3 protein-coding genes are annotated in these 4,157 nt (G+C 67.3%); all 3 read left to right on the top strand.

Annotation, left to right across the window (positions count from 1 at the left end; all coding sequences use genetic code 11):
* Positions 1-8: 8 nt before the first annotated feature.
* The 3 genes from EOA27_RS25250 to EOA27_RS25240 are packed head-to-tail and all read left to right on the top strand — an operon-like array spanning position 9 to position 3,708.
* Positions 9-437, top strand: a complete 429-nt coding sequence (locus EOA27_RS25250) for a (2Fe-2S)-binding protein (protein WP_127257530.1) — start codon at positions 9-11, stop codon at positions 435-437.
* Positions 434-1,417 (top strand): xanthine dehydrogenase family protein subunit M, encoded by a 984-nt coding sequence (locus EOA27_RS25245; RefSeq protein WP_127257528.1) that lies wholly within the window; start codon positions 434-436, stop codon positions 1,415-1,417. The genes EOA27_RS25250 and EOA27_RS25245 overlap by 4 nt, the downstream gene beginning before the upstream one ends.
* Complete coding sequence (locus EOA27_RS25240; RefSeq protein WP_126083357.1) at positions 1,414-3,708, top strand: xanthine dehydrogenase family protein molybdopterin-binding subunit; 2,295 nt, start codon at positions 1,414-1,416, stop codon at positions 3,706-3,708. Before EOA27_RS25245 ends, EOA27_RS25240 begins: the two co-directional genes overlap by 4 nt.
* Positions 3,709-4,157 lie beyond the last annotated feature (449 nt).

Here is a 4,157-nt window from a genome sequence, read left to right as displayed (position 1 = left end):
ACCATACGCTGGAGACCGAGCCGCGCGTGACGCTGCTCGACGCGCTGCGCGACCGCCTCCACCTCACCGGCACCAAGAAAGGCTGCGACCAGGGCCAGTGCGGCGCCTGTACCGTCCATGTCGACGGCGAGCGCGTGCTCGCCTGCCTGACGTTGGCCGCCCAGGTCGAAGGCCGCGAGATCACCACCATCGAAGGCCTGGCCGACCAGGACGGCACGCTCAACGCCGTGCAGGCCGCCTTCCTCGAACAGGACGCCTTCCAGTGCGGCTATTGCACGCCGGGGCAGATCATGTCGGCGGTGGCCTGCATCCGCGAGGGCCATGCCGGTTCCGACGAGGAAATCCGCGAATACATGGCCGGCAATCTCTGCCGCTGCGGCGCCTATCCGAACATCGTCGCCGCCGTCCGCCAGGCCGCACAGGAGCTGCGCTCATGAGAGATTTTTCCTACTTCCGCGCCGACAGTATCGAGGCCGCCCGTAATGCGGCCGCCCTGCCCGGCGCGATGCTGCTTGCCGGCGGCACGACGCTGATCGACCTTGCCAAATGCGGCGTCGCCGAACCTTCGACTGTGATCGACATCAGCCATATCGAAGGGCTCAACGCCATCGACGTGACCGCCGACCGCGCCGTCATCGGCGCGCTGGCCAGGATGAGCCATGTCGCCGACAACCCGCAAGTGAAGAGCCACTTCCCGGCCGTCTCGGAAGCGCTGTGGCAGGCCGCGTCGGCGCAGTTGCGCAACATGGCGACCATCGGCGGCAATCTGATGCAGCGCACGCGCTGCCCCTATTTCCGTGATCCAGCCAACTTCCCGGCCTGCAACAAGCGCGCGCCGGGCAGCGGCTGCTCGGCGATCGGCGGCGTGACGCGCGGCCATGCGGTACTTGGCGTGAGCGAAGCCTGCATCGCCACCTATCCGGGGGATCTCGCGGTGGCGCTCGTCGCCTTCGACGCCGAGGTCGATCTCGGGGAACGCAAGCTCAAGGTCGAGGATTTCTTCCTTGCGCCGGGCGCCACCGCCGAGCAGGAGCACGACATCCGCCCCGGCGAGGTGATCAGGGCCATCGAAATCCCCGGCTCGGCCGCCGCCAGGCGCTCGACCTACATCAAGGTGCGCGACCGCCAGTCCTATGAATTCGCCGCGGCCAGCGCCGCCGTCGGGCTGGAGCTCGAAAGCGATGGCCGTACCGTGCGTGACATACGCGTGGCACTTGGCGGCGTCGCGACGAAGCCGTGGCGGGTCCGCGCTGTCGAGGACGCGCTAAGGGGCAAGGCGCTCGACGAAGCGACCGTCCGCGAGGCGAGCGAGCTCGCCATGGAAGGCGCCGTCGACCATGGCGCCAACCACTACAAGATCGCATTGGCGCCGCGCGTCATCGCGCGCGCCATCCTCAAATTGGGAGAGACGGCATGACCGTTCATGACATGAAGCACGCCGCGTCGGACAGCGCGCGCCTCGAAGCGGTGGGCGGAAGGCTGTCGCGCGTCGACGGCCCGGCCAAGATCACGGGCGCGGCAAAGTACGCCTTCGAGCAGCAGCTCGAAGGGCTGACGCATGCCGTGCTGGTCGGCGCTACAATCGCCGCCGGCACGGTCTCGGCCATCGACAGCCGCGCGGCCGAGACCGCGCCTGGCGTTCTCGCGGTGCTCACGCCCGACACGATCATGGAACTGAACGGCGCATCGGACTGGCTGGGCAACCCGCCGTCGCAGCCGACCTACAACCCCCTCGCCCGCGAGGTCACCTATTCGGGCCAGCATATCGCGGCGGTGGTAGCCGAGAGCTTCGAGCAGGCGGTCGCAGCCGCGGCGCTGGTCAAGGTCTGGTATGACGAGACGCCGGCCATCGTCGATTTGAGCGACGGCAAGGCCGGCGACGGCATCCCGATCGACGCCATGACCAAGGAATGGGGCGATGCTGAAGCCGCCTTCGCCGCCGCGCCGGTGCGCATCTGCGCGGCCTACAACACGCCGCGCGAGTTCCAGGCGGCGATGGAGCCGCATGGGCTGATCGCGCGCTGGGAAGGCGACGAGCTGACCATCTGGGAGCCGAGCCAATGGCTTGACGGGATGGCGCGCACTTATGCCGAGTGGTTCGGCGTGCCGTTCGAGAATGTGCGGCTGGTCTCGCCCTATATCGGCGGCGGTTTCGGGTCGAAGGCGCTGGCGCTGGCACACAGCGCGGTGGCGGCGGCCGCAGCCAAGATGCTGGGGCGGCCGGTCAAGCTGGTGCTCAACCGCCCGCAGAATTTCACCTCCTATGGTGGCCGCGCCGCGACACGGCAGACGGTGGCGATCGGCGCCGATAGGGATGGCAGGATCCAGTCGATCGTGCATCGCGGCGTCAACGAAACCGCGGTCGACGGCATGTGGGTCGAGCCGCTCGGCTCCGTCACCTCGATCATGTATGCCACGCCGAATTTCTCGTCGAAGCAGAATGTGGTGCGGGTGAACACGGTGGTGCCGGGAGCAAAGCGCGCGCCGGGCGAGAACCCGAGCGCCTTCGGCATCGAATGCGCCATCGACGAGCTGGCTCATGAGCTCGGCATCGATCCGCTGGAGATGCGGCTGATCAATTATGCCGAACAGGATCCACACGCGAAGAAGGCGTGGTCGACGCGCCAGTTGCGCGAGGCCTTTGCCGCCGGCGCCGAAGCCTTCGGCTGGGCGAAGCGCTCGGCGGCGCCACGCTCGATGCGCGACGGCCGTCAGCTCGTCGGCTGGGGCATGGCCGCCGGCACGTATCCGGTGCGGCGCGCGCATGGCGAGGCGGTGGTGAAGATCCTCGCCGACGGTTCGGTCGTGGTCGAAAGCTCCTCCATTGACATGGGTCAGGGCACCTACACGATCCTGGCGCAAACGGCGGCCGAGACGCTCGGCGTTCCGGTGGAACGCGTGTCGGTGAAGCTCGGGGATTCCCACTTCGCCCGCGCGGGCGTCACCGGCGGCTCGCGCCTGGCGGGCGTCATGACCGGCGCCGTCTACAAGGCGGCCGGCCAGGCGCTGGACGAGCTCATCGGCCTGGCGCTCTCCGATCCGCGCTCGCCGTTCCAGAAGCTGCAGGCGAACACGCTGCAAGTGCGGGACGGCCGCATCGCCTCGCCGCGCGGCGAAGGACCGGAGCTGTCGATCGCCGAGTTCATGACTGCTGTCGGCCGTGAGCAGATCGAGGCCAAGGGCGATACGCTGCCAGCCAGCACGACAGCTGAGGAGCGCTACGCGAACTACACGACCATCGCCAAGTCGATCCCGCACACAGAGGGCGACTGGTCGCGCCATTCCTGGTGCGCGCATTTCGTCGAGGTGCGGGTGGATGAGGATTTCGGCACGGTGCGCGTGTCGCGCGTGGTGTCGGCGCTGGATTCGGGCCGGCTCTACAATCCCAAGCTGGCGGAAAGCCAGTGGAAGGGCGGCATCATCATGGGTATCGGCCAGGCGCTGCTCGAGGAAGGCATCGTCGACCGCCGCCACGGCCGCATCGTCAACGGCAATTTCGCCGACTACATGCTGCCGACCAATGCCGACATTCCCGACATCCAGACGATCTCGGTCGGCATCCCCGACCCGCACTCCTCCGCCCTCGGCGGCAAGGGGGTTGGGGAACTGGCGATCGTGGGCATCGCGCCGGCGATTGCGAACGCGGTGTTCCACGCGACGGGGAAGCGGGTGCGGGATCTGCCGATTACGCTGGAGAAGTTGATTTAGGGGATCACCGTCGACGGAGCGCTTAATCTCCCCCCTGTGGCGGAGATGGCCGGCAGGCCAGAGGGGGGCGCCCTCTTTCACTTCGTCATTCTAGGGCGAAGCAAGGAGCGAAGCGACGCGCGCAGACCCTAGAATCCATGCCGTGACGGTTGAGAGCCACCACGGTCCAGAACGTTCATCGGCCAATCCCGTGAAGCAACTCGCACCCTTCTGGATTGGTCTTCTCGATCACCCGTGCCGTTGGCGCGACCGGCGCTTCAGCGATTTCTCTCAGTTGATGCTGCTGACGGCGACTATTCCGGACCGTTGCATTTCTTGACCAAGGTATCGGCATGGATTCTAGGGTCTGCGCGCGTCGCTTCGCTCCTTGCCTCGCCCTAGAATGACGAGGCATAGGTCGGCGTTCCTTCGCGCCCCCCTCTGTCCTGCCGGACATCTCCCCCACAAGG

Origin of the sequence: Mesorhizobium sp. M2A.F.Ca.ET.037.01.1.1, assembly GCF_003998075.1 — a bacterium.
Lineage (GTDB): Bacteria > Pseudomonadota > Alphaproteobacteria > Rhizobiales > Rhizobiaceae > Mesorhizobium.
The sequence above is the reverse complement of the archived record's forward strand: the minus strand, read 5'-3'. Positions and strand labels throughout refer to the sequence as shown.